This window comes from Colwellia sp. BRX9-1, from assembly GCF_014077195.1.
In the GTDB taxonomy this organism is placed as follows: domain Bacteria; phylum Pseudomonadota; class Gammaproteobacteria; order Enterobacterales; family Alteromonadaceae; genus Colwellia_A.
This window is the reverse complement of the sequence record NZ_JACGVM010000012.1, coordinates 43,491-59,778: the sequence shown is the minus strand read 5'-3', so window position 1 is coordinate 59,778 and position 16,288 is coordinate 43,491. Positions and strand designations below refer to the sequence as shown.

The window sequence follows — 16,288 nt, the reverse complement described above, 5'->3', positions numbered from 1 at the left end:
CAGTACAATTTGGTAAAGGGAGATAGAAATGGAAATAAAACTGTTGAGTGCAAGCTTACCACAAGCTGCTTTTTCCGCGAAGCAAGTGTTAGCTAATGAAGCAAAAGTTGCTGCTATAGAAAATATTGAAATGTATTCATTGATGAAAAATGCAGGTCAGGCTGTTTTTCAGCATATCAAGCAAAAATATCTTCAAAATGAAAATGATATAGGTAAAAAAATAGCTAGCCAAAAGCTGTTAGTTATTTGTGGAAAAGGTAATAACGGTGGTGATGGGTTTGTAATTGCACGTTTAGCTGTGCAAGCTGGTTTTCAGGTTTCGGTGCTACTAACGGCAAAACCAGAAGAATTATCCGGCGATGCCTTACGCGCTTACCAAGCTTACATCAATGTTAATAAAGTTGAAAATGGCTTGATTATATTTGATCAAAAAACGGCTAATGTTGAGATTGTAGCGAATTTTCAAGGTAAGTTAATTATTGATGCACTATTTGGTATTGGTTTTAAAGGACGCCTACCAGAAACTCTAGTGACATTAGTTGCTTCTATTAACCAGCATTTGGCAAAAGTGATTAGTGTTGATGTGCCTTCAGGTTTATGTGCAACTACAGGTGTTGTTGAAAATACGGCAATCATTGCTAACAGTACTGTAACTTTTATTGCTCTAAAGTGCGGTTTAGTGACGGGACAAGCCATTAACCATGTTGGGGAAATCTATTTTGCTGATTTAGCATTAGGTCAAGCATTTACAGAGCAAGTGAAGACCAATATCACGGTTTTTGGCAACGAAGTTTTTGCTGCTTTACCTAAACGCAAAGCAAGCAGCCATAAAGGAAATATTGGATTATTACTGGCTGTTGGTGGTGGAGAAGGCTTTGCTGGTGCGATACGTTTGTCGGCAGAGGCGTCATTGCGCAGTGGTGCTGCATTAGTGAGTGTTTGTTGTCATAAAAATAATCGAGCATTAGTCTTTAATGGCCGCCCAGAATTAATGTTAGCGCCTAGTTGCGCAGAACAACTTGTGGGATCAATGACATTAAGTAAAGCTAAGGCTTATGTGCTTGGCCCTGGTTTGGGTCAAAATGAGTGGAGTCAGGCATTATTTGATTTAGTACTGGCTCAAAAAAAATTATGTGTAATTGACGCCGATGGTTTGAGTTTGTTGGCGCAAGCTTACCAACAAAATTTATTAACGGATAAAATTAAAAGTAACCATTGGGTTTTAACGCCACATCCCGGTGAAGCTGCAACGCTGTTAAATTGCACTGTGACAGAAATAGAGCGAGATCGTTTTAGCGCCGTAAAAAAAATAGCCCAACAATATCAATGCGTGAGCGTATTGAAAGGTGCAGGGAGTTTGATAAGTGATGGTCAACAGGTTTGGGTGAACACAACGGGTAATTCAGGCATGGCAAGCGGAGGCATGGGTGATGTGTTATCAGGTATTATTGCGTCATTGCTAATGCAAAAAATCTCGTCAGAAAAAGGGGAGGAACTGCAAGCGCGAACTGATTTTGCAAAGCTTACAGCCTTGGCCGTTTATATTCATGGTAAGGCTGCTGACATTATTGCGCAAAAGCATGGAAAAATTGGTATGCTAGCAAGTGACCTATTGCCAGTTATACGGCAGCTTATAAATAATAAATTTTAGAAAATAATTGATGAAAGAAATGCTTACAAACAAAAACTACTTTTTAGCTGATGAATCAGCAACTATAGCTATGGGTAATAAATTAGCTGATATTGTAAAAAAAGAACTAAAACAAGGTATTGTTGTATATCTTTACGGTGATTTAGGTGCGGGAAAAACCACCTTAACTCGAGGTTTTGTGCAAGGTATGGGGCATATTGGCCACGTAAAAAGCCCAACCTATACTCTCGTTGAACCTTATGAATTACATGACTGGTTAGTTTATCATTTTGATTTATATCGCTTGTCAGATCCTGAAGAACTAGAATATATGGGCATTCGAGATTATTTTGCAGATAACTGCTGTTGCTTTATTGAGTGGCCAGAAAAGGGGCTAGGTATGATCAAGGCACCTGATTTGCGTATCGACTTAGCGTATAGTGAAGAGCAAAGAACCATCAACATACAAGCAAAGACCCCTTTGGGTGAGCTCGTAGTAAATGCGCTTAGTTAATGTGCGCTAATAGACGCAAAAGGAAAGGGCAGCAGTAAATGAATATTCGATCGTTATTATTAGCTATGTTATTAACCGTTAGTGTTTTCTTTGAAGCGCAGGGTAATAGCATCGATGGCGTTCGTGTCTGGCCAGCCCCGGAAAATACCCGTATTGTTTTTGATCTCAGTGAACAGCCTGATTATAAGTATTTCAGTTTACAGAATCCTCAGCGTTTAGTCATAGATTTTAACAACAGTAAGAATCATGTTTCGTTTAAGAATATCCTTAAAAAGGATAAACGCATAAAACTGATCCGCACCAGTAAATCGCGTATTAAAGGCACAACACGTTTAGTATTAGAATTAGCGGATAATTACTCTTTGGCTGTTTTTCCGCTTGCACCAGCTGGACAATACGGTAACCGTTTAGTGATTGATTTATTCGATGAAGAAAAAATAAACCAAGGCGACCATACCCCCAAAAACGATCATCGAGATATTCTTATTGCCATTGATGCTGGCCACGGTGGTGAGGATCCTGGTTCTATAGGGGGTAAAGGCAGCTATGAAAAACGTGTTACGTTAGCGATTGCTAAAAAACTTGCTACCTATATTAATAATGAAAAAGGGATGAAGGCGGTAATGGTGCGCGATGGAGACTATTATGTTTCGGTCGGTCGACGTAGTGAAATAGCCAGAAAAAACCAAGTGGATTTTTTAGTGTCAATCCATGCCGATGCCTTTAGAACACCTCAACCTAACGGAGCCTCAGTCTGGATTGTATCGCACAAACGGGTTGAGTCAGAAATGGCCAAATGGCTGCGTAACCGCTCGAACAACTCCGAGCTTTTAGGTGGTGGCGGTGGTGTTATTAAAAATACCCGCGATGATAACTTGGCAAAAACCTTAGCAGATATGAATAAAGAGCATTCGCAGGGTGTCAGTATTAGCATGGCGAATAGCGTACTAAAACAACTGAAAAAAATTACTAAAATGCACAAGAAAGTTCCCCAACATGGTAATTTTGGTGTGTTAAAATCTTCAGATATCCCTTCGATTTTAGTTGAAACAGGTTTTATTTCTAACCATAGAGAAGAACAAAATTTAAACTCTAGTGCTCATCAGCGCAAGCTCGCTAAAGGTATTTTTAAAGGTATTAAAGACCATTTTATGATTCAACCGCCGATGGGCAGTTATTATGCCTCTATTGAAACACGACAACATAAAATTACTCGCGGAGAATCTTTATCTGTGGTTGCACAACGCTATAGTGTTTCAGTACGAGAATTAAAAATGGCAAATAGTTTAACCTCAAATACCGTTCGCATAGGTCAAACCTTAACCATACCTCGCGCCGATTAATTTATTATAAATAGTTAACAGATCAAAATTTATGACCATAGAAATCCTTCCAGCACGCCTAGCTAACCAAATTGCTGCCGGTGAAGTCGTAGAACGTCCTTCATCAGTGGTGAAAGAGTTAGTTGAAAACAGCTTAGATGCTGGCGCAACGACCATTAAAATAGACATTGAAAAAGGTGGCGCTAAACGTATTCGTATTAGTGATAATGGCTCGGGTATTGTTAAAGATGAACTAACGTTAGCGCTAAGTCGTCATGCGACCAGTAAAATTAAAGATTTAAATGATTTAGAAGGTATTTGTAGTTTAGGGTTTCGTGGCGAAGCACTGGCAAGTATTAGCTCAGTCTCACGTTTAACGTTGACGTCAAAACCTGCTGAGCAAGAATCAGCTTGGCAAGCCATTGCCGAAGGGCGAGATATGGCGGTAGCATTACAACCCGCTGCACATCCTAATGGCACGACCATTGATGTTGTCGACTTGTTTTTTAATACCCCCGCGAGACGAAAATTCCTTCGTACTGAAAAAACAGAGTTCACTCATATTGAAGAGGTCATTAAGCGTATCGCTTTGGCGCGCTTTGATGTTAGTTTTATTTTGTCACATAATCAGAAAGTGATTAAGCATTTTAAATCAGTCAATAATAAAAGCTTATACGCAAAACGGGTAGCACAAATTTGTGGTCAAAAGTTTATTGAGCATTCACTGGAAATTGACTGCCAGCATGGCGATTTACAATTATCAGGTTGGGTAGGGCTACCAAGCTTTGCCCGTAACCAAAATGATTTATGCTTTAGTTACGTGAATGGCCGTATGATGCGAGACAAGTTAATTAATCACGCCATTCGTCAAGCTTATAGTCATCTGTTACCTGCGGATACTTACCCAGCTTTTGTGCTGTTTCTGGTGCTTGATGTCCGAGAAGTTGATGTAAATGTTCACCCAGCAAAACATGAAGTACGGTTTCATCAAGGGCGTTATATTCATGATTTTATTTATTCGGTTTGTCATAACGCGTTAAGCGAAAATGCTAATGTTGGCTTATTGCCTGAACCAGAAGATCAACCCTCGGCTACTTTACCACTTCAGCCTGAAAGCCATGCGGTAAATTATAGACAAGACAATCAGCTTGAGTCAGATGAAACCGGGCAGCAATTAACGCGTGATTATATTAAGCCATTGACGAAAGTTACCGATGTTCAAAGCGAACCCTATCAAGGTAGCAATCCAGGTAGTCAAAAGAATTATTCTTCTTATACGCACAGTAATAACCAAGTGAGCAGAAATGCTGCGCAAGCTTATCAAACATTGATGACGCCTTTGTCTAATGGAAAGTCAGATGAAGACAGTACCGCTCTGCCAATACACGAGGTGAATGAAAATGAGCACTTAGCGTTAACCAAGATTATTGATGAAAAATATGCGGTGATAACGTTAGACAATGAACTACGTTTATTGGCATTAAACAAAATAGAGCAAGCGGTTAAATTCTTCGAAGTAAAAAACAGATGGCAGCATAATTTTGTTAGCCAGCCGTTACTATTGCCGATTAAGATATCGTTAACGCAAGCACAAGTCACTTTTGTTGAAGCGCAGACTGATGCACTGAAAAAAATAGGTATTGTCGCGAGTGTTTTATCTAAGAGCAGCATACAAGTACGAGAGTTTCCGGCCTTGTTAAGAAATAAAGATGTAAATTTAAGTGTTAATAAGCTCTTAACTCTTTTGTGTTTAGAAGATGGACAAGAATTAACAAATAGTGATTGGCAACAAGCCTTTGCAAGTTTATTATCCGCTGATTCTTACGATAACCAACAAGCTAAAAGCCTACTCCGTTTGAGTCAGCAACAATTAAATCCTACCTTTGAGCAGCAGCTACGCTTGAATTCGGTATTGATAGACCTCACATCATCAATAAGAATGTTAACGAATGCTACTTAAATTGATGCCTGACGCTTTATCAACAAACAATATTGACAGTAAAAACCGTAAATTACCGCCAGTCATTTGTTTGATGGGGCCTACTGCATCAGGTAAAACAGCGTTAGCAATGGCATTACATGATGCCTTGCCATGCGATATTATCAGTGTTGATTCTGCGCTTGTTTATCGTGGTATGGACATTGGTACTGCAAAACCAACAGCAGAAGAATTAGCAAAGTATCCGCATCGATTAATTAATCTAATTGATGCCAGTGAGAGTTACTCTGCCGCTGATTTTTGTCGTGACGCTTTACTAGAAATTGAGAAAATTAGGGCGAATAACCGCATACCTTTATTGGTTGGCGGTACTATGATGTATTTTAAAAGCCTGATTGATGGTATTTCGCCTCTGCCGGCGGCCGATGTAAAAATTCGCCAAGGCATAGCCGACGAAGCTGAACAATTTGGCTGGGAGAACATTCATCAACAACTTGCTAGCGTAGACCCAGTTTCTGCCGAACGTATTCACAAAAATGATCCGCAACGATTAATGCGGGCATTAGAAGTTTACCGCCTAACGGGGAAAAGTATGACCGACTTAACGAAAGTTAAGGGTGAACGACTCAGTGGTGATGTTTTACAATTTGCTATCTCACCGAAAGAGCGTAAAGATTTACATGCTCGTATTGCGCTTAGGTTTGAACAGATGATTGAACAAGATTTTGAATCAGAAGTTGTTAAGTTAAAGCAGCGTGACGATTTGCATGAAAATTTACCCGCTATTCGTTGTGTTGGTTATCGACAGATGTGGGAATATTTAGATGGTGAAGTCGACCATGATGAAATGGTTTTCAAAGGCATTTGTGCGACGCGACAACTGGCTAAACGACAGTTAACTTGGTTGAGAAATTGGCCAAATTTACAATGGTTGCATATGGAAGACGAAAATAATTTAAAACTAATTATGTCTTCAGTAAGCAAACTTTAAACCTTGATGTATAATAAAAACAGTTGCATAGTAAGTAACTAGTTTTCTAGAGAAAAAACTCTTACATACATTTATTAAAAATAACAAAAAAGGGGCCAAACAATGGCAAAGGGGCAATCTTTACAAGACCCATTTTTGAATGCTTTACGACGTGATCGCATTCCGGTAGCAATATATTTAGTTAATGGCATTAAACTACAAGGACAAGTAGAGTCCTTTGATCAATTTGTTATTTTACTTAAAAATACAGTGAGTCAAATGGTCTATAAACACGCCATTTCTACTGTTGTTCCTTCACGGGCAGTTTCTACGATGCCAGCACCACAAACTGGTGATTATAGTCAGGAACAGCAAGATTAATGATTTCGTTGAGTTTGGTTGTACACCAAATATTACGTGTCCAAAAGTTTCTTTTGGTTTAACTATTTAGTTTATAGGTAATACTCAATTGTTTGATCGTTATCAAGCAGGTGAACAAGCTATTCTTGTTCACCTCGATTTCCCTGATGAAAATGCGCGCGAAGACTTACAAGAATTTGAAATGCTTGTTAGCTCTGCGGGCGTTAACGCGCTTGCAATTGTTACAGGTAAACGTACTACACCTCATACTAAATTCTTTGTTGGTAGTGGTAAAGCTGAAGAAGTTGCCGAGGCGGTAAAGTTACATCAAGCCAATGTGGTACTTTTTAATCATGCACTTTCTCCTTCACAAGAAAAAAATATTGAAGCATTGTGTGAGTGCCGCGTTGTTGACCGAACAACACTCATCCTAGATATTTTTGCCCAGCGCGCTCGAACACATGAAGGTAAGATGCAAGTAGAACTTGCGCAATTACGTCATATGAGTACGCGTTTGATCCGTGGCTGGACACACCTTGAAAGGCAAAAAGGTGGTATTGGCCTCCGCGGGCCTGGTGAAACTCAGTTAGAAACTGATCGTCGTTTACTTCGCGACCGTATGGTAAATATTCGTAAACGCTTAGAACGTGTGGAAAAGCAACGCCAGCAAGGTAGAAGAGCAAGAACACGCGCTGAAATACCGACAATTTCTTTAGTGGGTTATACCAACGCAGGTAAATCGACGCTGTTTAATATTATTACTCAGGCAGACGTTTACGCAGCAGATCAATTATTTGCAACCTTAGATCCCACATTACGAAAAATTGAAATTGAGGATGTTGGCCGAGCAATTTTAGCTGACACCGTTGGCTTTATTCGTCATTTACCTCATGATTTAGTCGCCGCTTTTAAAGCAACATTGACTGAAACCCGTGAAGCTGAACTATTATTGCATGTCATTGATATTTCAGATGATAGGCGAACTGAAAATATTGAACAAGTTGAAACGGTTTTAAAAGAGATCGAAGCGGGCGATGTTCCGCAATTATTAATTTGTAACAAAATAGATGCTTTGGAAGATATTGAACCACGCATTGACAGAGACGATACAGGTCTACCTATACGAGTATGGTTATCTGCACAAAAAGGCATAGGGATTGAATTACTTTTTCAAGCGCTAGCTGAACGACTCGGCAAGAAAATAGTCAAGCATAACTTATGCTTACCTCCTAGCGAAGGTAAACTACGTGGTGTGTTTTATCAATTAAATTCTATTGTTGATGAACGGTATGACGAAGATGGAAATTGTTTATTGAAAATTAAATTACCTGCAAGAGAGTGGGATAGATTAATTAAACAGAGTGAAGCTGATATAGAAGGCTTTATTGAACGTAAACAGACTGATATATTACCGTAATGGGTAAATAGTAGTTTTAGCACTTATTTAAATTTATAGTTAGTGGAGAAGACCATGGCGTGGAATGAACCGGGGAATAATGATAAAGACCCCTGGAAAAAGAAAGATGATAAGAATCAAGGCCCACCAGATTTAGACGATTTACTAAAAGATATTGGTAATAAGTTTGGCGGTATTTTTGGCGGAAAATCATCAAAAGATGGCAGCAAGAAAGGCGCATCGAATGTTGGTATCGCTATTGCGCTAATCGTGGGTATTCTTGTTTATGCTTTTAGTGGTTTCTACACCATTAAAGAAGCTGAAAAAGGTATCGTATTACGTTTCGGGCAATACGATGGCACAGTTGAACCAGGTTTACGCTGGAAATGGACATTCGCCGAACGTATTATTCCTGTTGATATGCAAACAACACGCGACTTACCTGCATCTGGTTTTATGCTAACCAAAGATGAGAACGTGGTACGTGTTGAAATGCAGATACAGTATCGTGTTGTTGATGCCCGTGATTATATTTTCAGTGTTACTGATGCTGACGACAGTTTAAGCCAGTCACTAGACAGTGCTTTACGCTTCGTTATTGGTGATTCTAAAATGGATGATATTTTAACAAGTGGCCGTGAAAAAGTGCGTCAAGATGTCTGGAAAGAATTAGATGACATTATTGCCCCGTATAATCTTGGTCTAATTGTTGTCGATGTTAACTTTAAAGATGCTCGTCCTCCTGAAGAAGTCAAAGATGCTTTTGACGATGCTATTTCAGCACAAGAAGATGAAGTTCGTTTTTTACGTGAAGCCGAAGCCTATGCCCGTGGTATTGAACCAAGAGCACGTGGCCGAGTGAAACGTATGGAACAAGAGGCCATCGCTTATAAACAACAAACGGTATTAGATGCCGAAGGTGAAGTTGCTAAATTCAATAAATTACTTCCAGAATACCTTGCTGCTCCAGAAGTTACTCGCCAGCGTATGTATTTATCAACAATGGAAAATGTTTATGCCAATACCAGTAAGGTTATGGTTGATGTTGAAGGTGGCAATAACATGATGTATTTACCATTAGATAAAATGATGCAAAATCAGTCTTCTGGTCAACGTACTTTACCTGAGAGCCAAACGCGAGCGACGCAATCGATTAATACCCAAAGTACTGCGCCTGATTTATCAGGTCGTGCAGACAGATTTAACGAAGGGAGAAATTAAGCAATGAAAAACTTTATTATTGCCCTAATTGTATTATTCTCAGTATTAACCGTCTCTTCTGTTTTCATTGTTTTTGAAGGACAACGTGGTATCGTTTTTCAGTTTACAAAAATTAAACGTGATGCTAATTCAGGTGAAATGCTTGTTTATGAACCGGGTTTACACTTTAAAATACCCTTTATTAACAACGTTCGCAGACTTGATGCTCGTATTCAAACGCTTGATGAAGCGCCTGATCGCTTTGTAACATCTGAGAAAAAAGATTTAATGGTCGACTCATTTGTTAAGTGGCGTATTGTTGACTTTTCAACGTTCTACTTACGTACTTCTGGCTCAGTAGAAAATGCTCGTGCGTTATTGAAACAAAAAGTAAATAATGGTTTACGTACTGAGTTTGGTACGCGCACCATTAAAGAAATTGTTTCAGGTGACCGTGACGGCATTATGGCTAAAGCGTTAGCAAGTGCCTCAAGTAGTCGTGAAGACTTAGGTATTGAGGTTATTGATGTACGTATTAAAGCGATTAACTTACCCGCTGAAGTCAGTGCTTCTATCTATGACCGTATGCGAGCAGAGCGAACAGCTGTAGCAAAAGAGCATCGTTCTAAAGGTCAAGAGCAAGCGGAAATTATCCGTGCTACGATAGATTCGAAAGTAACTGTTATGTTAGCGACAGCACAAAAAGAAGCACAAGAAATGCGTGGTGAAGGCGATGCGTTAGCGGCTAAAGTTTATGCTGATTCATATGGACAAGATCCTGAGTTTTTCAGTTTTTACCGTAGCCTTGAAGCATATGAAAAAAGTTTTAGTAGTAAAAGTGATATCTTGGTGGTTAAACCCGATAGTGATTTCTTTAACTACTTAAAAGAAGGCGCTACAATTAAAAAGTAGTCTACTTTTTTGATAAAAAAGCCATGACTTGTCATGGCTTTTTCGTATCTGCTAGTTACCTATAGAAGTGATTGAGGAGTAATAACATGGTAGAGACACTATTAACGGCATTTGCTTTGGTACTGATTTCTGATGGACTCATTCCTGTACTTTTCGTATCGACTAGTTACCTATAGAAGCAATTGAGGAGTAATAACATGGTAGAGACACTATTAACGAACGGCATTTGCTTTGGTACTGATTACTGATGGACTCATTCCTGTACTTTTCGTATCGGCTAGTTACCTATAGAAGTAATTGAGGAGTAATAACATGGTAGAGACACTATTAACGGCATTTGCTTTGGTACTGATTATTGAGGGGCTTATTCCTGCACTTTTTCCAAATAAGTGGCGCGACACTATGGAAAAGTTAGCGCAACAATCAAGCTTATCTATTCGTAATATTGGCATTAGCTTACTCGTCGTAGGCACATTTATTTTATGGTTACTGAGTTATTAGACTAAAGAATGACATAAAAGTTTTTCATAACCCCTTTAGTTAATTGAATATTTTTAAATTGCATTAAAAATCATCATTTATTACTTGGACTACTATTTGATTTTTGATAAAATCCCCGCCTAATTTTTTATCGAAATTGAAAACATGGGCAAAAACGTCGTAGTTCTAGGCACCCAATGGGGTGACGAAGGTAAGGGTAAGATTGTTGATTTACTCACAGATAAAGCTAAGTACGTCGTACGTTATCAAGGAGGCCATAATGCAGGTCATACTTTGGTAATAGACGGTGAAAAAACCGTACTTCATTTAATTCCATCGGGCGTATTACGTGACAATGTGAAATGTTTAATCGGCAACGGCGTAGTTTTATGCCCGAAAGCCTTGATGACAGAAATCGCAATGTTAGAAGCCAAAGGCGTTCCTGTACGTGAACGTTTACTTATTAGTGACGCTTGTCCGTTAATTCTTCCTTATCATAATGCTCTAGATGCTGCGCGAGAAATCGCTCGCGGTAATAAGCCTATTGGTACGACAGGGCGTGGTATTGGTCCAGCTTATGAAGACAAAGTTGCTCGCCGTGGTTTACGTGTTGGCGATTTAGTTTGTGCTGAGTCATTTGCGATTAAATTAAAAGAAATTGTTGATTACCATAATTTCTCTTTAGAGCATTACTACAAAGTTGCACCCGTTTGTTATGACACTGTGCTTGCTGATGCTTTATCAGTTCGTGACGTTATCCTTAAAATGGTTGCCGATGTCGCTGAAATTCTTGATCAAGCCCGTAAAAACGGCGAATCAATTATGTTTGAAGGTGCTCAAGGTACTTTACTTGATATTGATCACGGTACTTATCCTTATGTAACGTCTTCAAACACTACTGCAGGTGGCGTTGCTACCGGTTGTGGTTTTGGACCTCGTCATTTAGATTATATTCTAGGTATTACTAAAGCATACACGACACGTGTTGGCTCTGGTCCTTTCCCTACAGAATTAGATGACGAAATTGGTGAACATTTAGGTACTGTAGGCCATGAATTTGGCGCGACTACTGGACGTGAACGTCGATGTGGTTGGTTTGACGCGGTTGCTATGCACCGTGCCATTCAAGTTAACAGCGTAACAGGATTTTGTTTAACTAAACTTGATGTTTTAGACGGTTTAAAAACCCTTAAAATATGTACAGGTTACCGCACTGAAGCTGGCGACATTATTACTGTACCGCCTACAGCTGCTGAAGGTTATGACAGAATTACACCTGTTTATGAAGAAATGCCAGGTTGGTCTGAAGTTACTGTTGGCGCAACTTCTCGTGACGCTTTACCTGCTAATGCTATCGCTTACATTAAGCGTATTGAAGAATTAACAGGTGTACCGGTTGATATTATTTCAACAGGTCCAGATCGTAATGAAACCATTATTTTAGTAAACCCGTTTGCTGAGTAATTAGAGCGAATAATTTTTTTCTAAAATAAGACGAATAAAACCACCCCTGAGGTGGTTTTTTTTTACCTAAAATAAATTATTTCAATGGCCATTATTGAATATAAATTCAAAAGCAATTAATCAACGTAATAAGCGATAGTGACAACGTTGATGAAGATTAATTATTAATTGGATAACTTCACCGATAAATTCGTTGTTGTGTATTGAAAAAAAGAAAAATCGATGGCTAAATTTTTTAAGTCAAAGAAGTTTATAAAAGTGGTCATAAAATACGGTGAATAGATTAAGCTGTATAGCGAATATTTAGTTTTATGATGTGCAATACAAAAGGGCTAAGGGTATGTTTGTTATAGCTTCTAGCACTTTTTATATAAGAATAACGTTGGAACAAAATGTAAGATTACAATAGTATATACCCGTTACTTTTTAAAGATCACAGACAAAGGTGTATCTTGATTGATAACGAGTCTATAAAACTATGCTGTATATAAACAAAATAAAACGTGAAAAATGGCATATATAAGACAATAAATTCACCTAACGCATAGGATCAATCATGACTGACTTTCGCCAACAAGCACTTGATTACCATCAATTCCCAACACCTGGAAAAATAAGTGTTGAATTAACCACGGCCGCTGAAACTAGCCGTGATTTAGCACTCGCCTATAGCCCAGGTGTTGCTGAACCGGTTCGCGCAATTGCGGCAAATCCCGATGATGTTTACAAATATACGGGCAAAGGCAATACCGTCGCTGTTATTACCAATGGTACCGCTATTTTAGGGTTAGGTAATCTAGGTGGTATGGCGGCTAAGCCGGTAATGGAAGGCAAAGCATTATTATTTAAGCGATTTGCAGGTATTAATTCATTTGATATCGAAGTTAAACATAAGACAGTTGAAGAATTTATAAATACGGTCGCCAACATCGCTGACAGTTTTGGTGGTATTAACTTAGAAGATATTAAAGCACCAGAGTGTTTTGCTATTGAAAAGGCACTTATTGAACGTTGTAAAATACCGGTATTTCACGATGACCAACATGGTACGGCTATTGTTACTGCTGCTGGAATGATCAATGCCTTGGAAATCCAAGGTAAAAGTATTAAAGATGCCAACATTATTTGTCTTGGCGCAGGCGCAGCAGCGATTGCTTGTATGGAACTATTAATCAAATGTGGCGCTCAGCGCGAAAAAATCTACATGCTTGATACTAAAGGTGTCATTCACACCCGACGTGATGATCTTAACGAATATAAGCGTATGTTTGCTAATAATACTGATAAACGTACCCTTGAAGATGTTATCGATGGCGCAGATGTATTTGTTGGTGTTTCTGGACCTAATCTACTTTCTGCTGAGCATGTAAAATTAATGGCACCCAATCCAATTATCTTTGCTTGTTCAAACCCAGATCCTGAAATAAAACCCTCATTAGCGCTTGCTGTTCGTGATGATCTTATTATTGCTACGGGTCGCTCTGATTACCCTAACCAGGTCAATAATGTGTTATGTTTTCCTTTTATTTTTCGTGGCGCTTTAGATGTTCGCGCTAGAACGATTAACGATGAGATGAAAATTGCCGCTGTTCATGCAATTCGTGAATTAGCAAAGGAACCTGTTTCGCAAGAAGTGTTAGATGCTAGTGGTGAGAAAAGTTTGACCTTTGGTAAGGAGTATATTATCCCTAAGCCGATGGATCCACGTTTGTGTGGTCGAGTAGCGCTTGCCGTTGCTAAAGCGGCGGTTGAGTCTGGAGTGGCAGCCCTAGAATTACCTGAAAACTATATGGAATAATCAGTAGTATTTATTAATAACGCTGTAAAAGGAGAGCTCGACTCTCCTTTTTTTATTTATGACAAATAGTAGGTTATTAAGGGCAAGTGGTCATGGTGACTCCAAGGCATCGATGTATTAGCTGCATTATTACCTCTTGTACGTCATCTATATTCCTGAAAAATCATTAATACTTGCACCTCTGTAGACAATGTCACCGATGGCAAAGCATAACAATATTGAGTAGGACGAATAACAATGAAAACTTCAACGAAAGCCGTTTTACTCTCAGCACTTGTTTACCCGGGTATTGGCCAACTAATGTGTCACGCTTATCGACGGGCTACGTTATTTATTTTAAGTTTTTCTGTGACGGTATATTTGTATATTGAAGAAGTGATGAGGCAATATCAGCCACTTATTAATAAAGTTAAATCAGGTGACGTTGCGCTCAATAGCCAAGCACTGATCGCTGAGATGTCAAAAAATCCCATTATTGTTGACCCTATCTTAATGAGTACATTAACCTATACGCTATTAACTTGTTGGTTACTGGCTATTGTAGATGCTTACCGTATGGGCATAAAAAAAGACGCCAGAGCGTCTTTTTGAGGAAGTGTATTAAAACCCTAAGCTACTCGTCTTCAATTTCAAATTGACTGAAGTCGGTAATACCTTTTGCTATTAAGGCTTCGCGCACACTTTTAGGTAGCATCTCTGTATTGTCTTTTGTTAAATCGCCATCATCAGGAAGAGGCTGTCCGGTAAAAGCATGCAGAAAAGCTTCACATAACAATTCGCTGTTAGTTGCATGGCGTAAGTTGTTAACTTGCCGACGAGTACGTTCATCCGTTAACACTTTCAGTACCCGCAACGGGATTGAGACCGTGATTTTTTTAACTTGCTCACTTTTTTTACCATGTTCGGCGTATGGTTTTATATAATCGCCATTCCACTTTGCCATTTAATTACCTTTGTTTAGCTAAATTACTTTTTATAAGTTAGATTTTACTGGTTGTTGGCGTTGAGTCAATAACGAATGTGTAGAAGTTTAGAAGTCTAAAGTTCTTGACCGACAAAAGTAAAGCGTTTAGAGTTATAGACGTCCAAACATCTATTTGATTTTACTGCCCGATTGGAGCAAAAAATGACAAGCAAAAAACCAGCAACATTAGCTGTTAGAGCCGGCATTAATAGTGATGAACATCACGGTGCGGTTGTTCCTGCCATTCATTTATCGAGTACTTATGCTTTAAAAGGCTTCAACAATAAGCGCCAATTTGATTATTCCAGAACAGGCAACCCCACTCGAAGCACGTTTGCACAAGCTATCGCTGATTTAGAGCAGGGTGCTGTAGGCATTGTTACCAGCACAGGAATGTCAGCGGTGCACTTAATCTGTCAGTTACTGACAACAAAAGATACGGTTGTTATTCCACATGATTGCTATGGTGGAAGTTATCGCTTGTTTACTCACCTAGCAAAACGTGGCTTATTTAATGTGATTGTTGTTGATCAAAACGATGATCAAGCGTTAGCGCAAGCGCTTGAAAAAAAGCCAAGATTAGTTTTGATTGAGTCACCCAGTAACCCATTATTACGGCTGATTGATATAAAAAAGGTTACTCAAGCCAGTCATGCTGTTGGTGCTTTAGTGGCAGTAGATAATACGTTTCTTTCTCCCTTGTTACAGCAACCGCTATTATTAGGTGCTGATATTGTTTTTCACTCGACAACTAAATATATTAATGGTCATAGTGATGTTGTGGGTGGGGTGTTAGTAACAAAAGAAAAAGAACTGGGTGAAGAGCTAGCGTGGTGGGCAAATTGTATTGGTATTACGGGTTCACCTTTCGACAGTTATCTGGCATTACGTGGCTTAAAAACCTTACCACTGCGCATGAAACAGCATCAAGAAAATGCTAATGCTGTTGCAAAATACTTAGAAAATCATCGAGCGATTAACGCGGTATACTTTCCTGGTTTAAAAAATCACCCGGGACACGAAATTGCTAAGCGTCAGCAAAAAGATTTTGGCGCTATGATGAGTTTCGAAATAAAAGGTGGTGTTGAAGCGGTTAAAGTACTCTTTGACAACTTATCACTCTTTACCTTGGCACAGTCATTAGGTGGCGTTGAAAGTTTAATCAGTCATCCATCAACGATGACCCATGCAGGTATGGAAATTGAAGCACAAATTGCAGCGGGTATTACTCAATCTTTAATCCGAATTTCTGTGGGTATTGAAGATGTTAGTGATATTATTAATGACTTAGAACAAGCTTTATCGGCAAGCCAAATTTAAAGTTGTAGACTATTTTTAG

At 39.0% G+C, this 16,288-nt stretch carries 15 protein-coding genes; 14 read left to right on the top strand and 1 reads right to left on the bottom strand.

Annotated elements, in window-relative coordinates; genetic code table 11:
• Positions 1-28: 28 nt before the first annotated feature.
• The 13 genes from H4J76_RS12235 (at position 29) to H4J76_RS12175 (ending at position 14,576) form a co-directional block, all read left to right on the top strand.
• Positions 29-1,651: an NAD(P)H-hydrate dehydratase gene (locus H4J76_RS12235; protein WP_182230693.1), complete on the top strand. Its 1,623-nt coding sequence runs from the start codon at positions 29-31 to the stop codon at positions 1,649-1,651.
• 19 nt (positions 1,652-1,670) lie between these two features.
• Positions 1,671-2,144, top strand: a complete 474-nt coding sequence (gene tsaE / locus H4J76_RS12230) for a tRNA (adenosine(37)-N6)-threonylcarbamoyltransferase complex ATPase subunit type 1 TsaE (protein ID WP_404842494.1) — start codon at positions 1,671-1,673, stop codon at positions 2,142-2,144.
• 38 nt (positions 2,145-2,182) lie between these two features.
• Entirely contained in the window at positions 2,183-3,487 is a 1,305-nt protein-coding gene (locus H4J76_RS12225; protein WP_182230691.1) for an N-acetylmuramoyl-L-alanine amidase, read from the top strand.
• A 31-nt stretch (positions 3,488-3,518) separates the two neighbouring features.
• Positions 3,519-5,426 carry a DNA mismatch repair endonuclease MutL gene (gene mutL / locus H4J76_RS12220; RefSeq protein ID WP_182230690.1) on the top strand — a complete coding sequence of 636 codons (1,908 nt, stop codon included), beginning with the start codon at positions 3,519-3,521 and terminating at the stop codon, positions 5,424-5,426.
• A gap of 4 nt (positions 5,427-5,430) precedes the next feature.
• Positions 5,431-6,396, top strand: a complete 966-nt coding sequence (gene miaA / locus H4J76_RS12215) for a tRNA (adenosine(37)-N6)-dimethylallyltransferase MiaA (RefSeq protein ID WP_182230742.1) — start codon at positions 5,431-5,433, stop codon at positions 6,394-6,396.
• A gap of 102 nt (positions 6,397-6,498) precedes the next feature.
• Positions 6,499-6,756: an RNA chaperone Hfq gene (gene hfq / locus H4J76_RS12210; protein ID WP_070375096.1), complete on the top strand. Its 258-nt coding sequence runs from the start codon at positions 6,499-6,501 to the stop codon at positions 6,754-6,756.
• A gap of 88 nt (positions 6,757-6,844) precedes the next feature.
• Positions 6,845-8,152 (top strand): ribosome rescue GTPase HflX, encoded by a 1,308-nt coding sequence (hflX, locus tag H4J76_RS12205; RefSeq protein WP_182216096.1) that lies wholly within the window; start codon positions 6,845-6,847, stop codon positions 8,150-8,152.
• A 54-nt stretch (positions 8,153-8,206) separates the two neighbouring features.
• Positions 8,207-9,352 carry an FtsH protease activity modulator HflK gene (hflK, locus tag H4J76_RS12200; protein ID WP_182221527.1) on the top strand — a complete coding sequence of 382 codons (1,146 nt, stop codon included), beginning with the start codon at positions 8,207-8,209 and terminating at the stop codon, positions 9,350-9,352.
• A 3-nt stretch (positions 9,353-9,355) separates the two neighbouring features.
• The gene (gene hflC, locus H4J76_RS12195; protein ID WP_182216100.1) at positions 9,356-10,243 is read left to right on the top strand and encodes a protease modulator HflC; all 888 of its coding nucleotides are present in this window, start codon (positions 9,356-9,358) and stop codon (positions 10,241-10,243) included.
• 312 nt (positions 10,244-10,555) lie between these two features.
• Positions 10,556-10,744, top strand: a complete 189-nt coding sequence (locus tag H4J76_RS12190) for a DUF2065 domain-containing protein (protein WP_182203168.1) — start codon at positions 10,556-10,558, stop codon at positions 10,742-10,744.
• 144 nt (positions 10,745-10,888) lie between these two features.
• On the top strand, positions 10,889-12,187 hold the full coding sequence (locus H4J76_RS12185) for an adenylosuccinate synthase (RefSeq protein ID WP_182216102.1): 1,299 nt from the start codon (positions 10,889-10,891) through the stop codon (positions 12,185-12,187).
• 556 nt (positions 12,188-12,743) lie between these two features.
• The gene (locus tag H4J76_RS12180) at positions 12,744-13,985 is read left to right on the top strand and encodes a malic enzyme-like NAD(P)-binding protein (protein ID WP_182217248.1); all 1,242 of its coding nucleotides are present in this window, start codon (positions 12,744-12,746) and stop codon (positions 13,983-13,985) included.
• 237 nt (positions 13,986-14,222) lie between these two features.
• Positions 14,223-14,576: a hypothetical protein gene (locus H4J76_RS12175; protein ID WP_182221529.1), complete on the top strand. Its 354-nt coding sequence runs from the start codon at positions 14,223-14,225 to the stop codon at positions 14,574-14,576.
• A gap of 22 nt (positions 14,577-14,598) precedes the next feature.
• Here the strand turns inward: H4J76_RS12175 and metJ are convergent, their stop codons facing one another.
• Positions 14,599-14,928, bottom strand: coding sequence for a met regulon transcriptional regulator MetJ (gene metJ / locus H4J76_RS12170; RefSeq protein WP_070375088.1), 330 nt, complete (start codon positions 14,926-14,928; stop codon positions 14,599-14,601).
• A gap of 183 nt (positions 14,929-15,111) precedes the next feature.
• Between metJ and metB the strand changes: the two genes are divergently transcribed.
• Positions 15,112-16,269: a cystathionine gamma-synthase gene (gene metB / locus H4J76_RS12165; RefSeq protein WP_182230689.1), complete on the top strand. Its 1,158-nt coding sequence runs from the start codon at positions 15,112-15,114 to the stop codon at positions 16,267-16,269.
• The last annotated feature ends 19 nt before the right edge of the window (positions 16,270-16,288 follow it).

Coding starts and splice junctions, on each gene's coding strand:
- H4J76_RS12185 (WP_182216102.1), top strand. CDS start 10,889: ATGGGCAAAAACGTCGTAGTTCTAGGCACCCAATGGGGTGACGAAGGT.
- mutL (WP_182230690.1), top strand. CDS start 3,519: ATGACCATAGAAATCCTTCCAGCACGCCTAGCTAACCAAATTGCTGCC.
- metB (WP_182230689.1), top strand. CDS start 15,112: ATGACAAGCAAAAAACCAGCAACATTAGCTGTTAGAGCCGGCATTAAT.
- H4J76_RS12190 (WP_182203168.1), top strand. CDS start 10,556: ATGGTAGAGACACTATTAACGGCATTTGCTTTGGTACTGATTATTGAG.
- metJ (WP_070375088.1), bottom strand. CDS start 14,928: ATGGCAAAGTGGAATGGCGATTATATAAAACCATACGCCGAACATGGT.
- H4J76_RS12225 (WP_182230691.1), top strand. CDS start 2,183: ATGAATATTCGATCGTTATTATTAGCTATGTTATTAACCGTTAGTGTT.
- H4J76_RS12235 (WP_182230693.1), top strand. CDS start 29: ATGGAAATAAAACTGTTGAGTGCAAGCTTACCACAAGCTGCTTTTTCC.
- hfq (WP_070375096.1), top strand. CDS start 6,499: ATGGCAAAGGGGCAATCTTTACAAGACCCATTTTTGAATGCTTTACGA.
- hflC (WP_182216100.1), top strand. CDS start 9,356: ATGAAAAACTTTATTATTGCCCTAATTGTATTATTCTCAGTATTAACC.
- miaA (WP_182230742.1), top strand. CDS start 5,431: ATGCCTGACGCTTTATCAACAAACAATATTGACAGTAAAAACCGTAAA.
- H4J76_RS12180 (WP_182217248.1), top strand. CDS start 12,744: ATGACTGACTTTCGCCAACAAGCACTTGATTACCATCAATTCCCAACA.
- tsaE (WP_404842494.1), top strand. CDS start 1,671: ATGCTTACAAACAAAAACTACTTTTTAGCTGATGAATCAGCAACTATA.
- H4J76_RS12175 (WP_182221529.1), top strand. CDS start 14,223: ATGAAAACTTCAACGAAAGCCGTTTTACTCTCAGCACTTGTTTACCCG.
- hflK (WP_182221527.1), top strand. CDS start 8,207: ATGGCGTGGAATGAACCGGGGAATAATGATAAAGACCCCTGGAAAAAG.